Origin of the sequence: Pseudomonas sp. 34 E 7, from assembly GCF_900005715.1 — a bacterium.
Classification (GTDB): Bacteria; Pseudomonadota; Gammaproteobacteria; order Pseudomonadales; family Pseudomonadaceae; genus Aquipseudomonas; species Aquipseudomonas orientalis_A.
In genome coordinates, this window is the sequence record NZ_CVTX01000194.1 from 3,799 (window position 1) to 4,839 (window position 1,041).

1 protein-coding gene is annotated in these 1,041 nt (G+C 63.9%); it reads left to right on the forward strand.

Features of this window, described 5'->3' with window-relative positions:
- Positions 1 to 1,041, forward strand: a 1,041-nt coding sequence (locus BFP96_RS28180; protein WP_065937446.1) for a catalase family protein, incomplete at both ends; no start/stop codon positions are given.

Here is a 1,041-nt window from a genome sequence, read left to right on the forward strand (position 1 = left end):
CGGGTTTCTCGGCAAAACCCTGCTGTGGCTGGTGGGTCTGGGCCTGCTCGGTTGGCTTGGCGCCAGCGCGTGGTACGCCTGGCAGCACAGCGGCCCGGTGTCGCCGGATGAGCAGATTCCGCCCGGTGAAGCCGCCATGACCCAGGGCATCATCCAGACCGCCGTGCGCATCGTCGACCAGCACCGCGAGGGCACGCGCTACCTGCGCGATGCCCACGCCAAGGCCCATGGTTGTGTGAAGGCCGAAGTCAGCGTGCTGGCCGACCTCGATCCGGCACTGCGCCAGGGCGTGTTCGCAACGCCGGGTAAAACCTGGCAGGCGATGATGCGGCTGTCCAACGGCAATGCCTACCCGCAATTCGACAGCATCCGCGATGCCCGCGGCATGGCCATCAAGCTGCTCGACGTACCCGGCAAACAGCTGATGGCCGATCAGCAAGCGCGCACCGAGCAGGACTTCGTGATGTTCAGCCACCCGAACTTCTTTGTCAGCGATGTGGCCGAATATGCGCAGAACATCGGTGCCCAGGCGGATGGCAAAAAAGTGCTGGCGTTCTTCCCCAAGGCCGACCCGCGCACCTGGCAGATACGCCACCTGTTCATCGCCCTGGCCACCCTCGCCCCTGCCCCGGCCAGCCCGACGCAGACCACCTACTTTTCGGTTTCGCCCTACAAGTTCGGTGCGGCCAACGCCAAGTTCCGCGTCGCCCCCGACCCGCAAAGCTGTCCTGAATACACATTGCCCAAACAGAACCAGGACCTGCCGAACTTCCTGCGCAGCGCGCTCAATCAACAACTGTCCACCGACCGCGTGCCGGCATGCTTCGTGTTGCAGATCCAGCGACAGAACCCGCAGACATTCATGCCCATCGAAGACACCAGCATCGAATGGAAGGAAAGCGACGCGCCTTTTGAAACCGTGGCCAGGGTGCGGGTCCCGGCGCAGGACTTCGACACGCCCGCGCTGAATCTCGCCTGCGACAACCAGTCATTCAACCCCTGGTTCGGCGTGGCAGAACACCGCCCTATCGGCGGGATCAA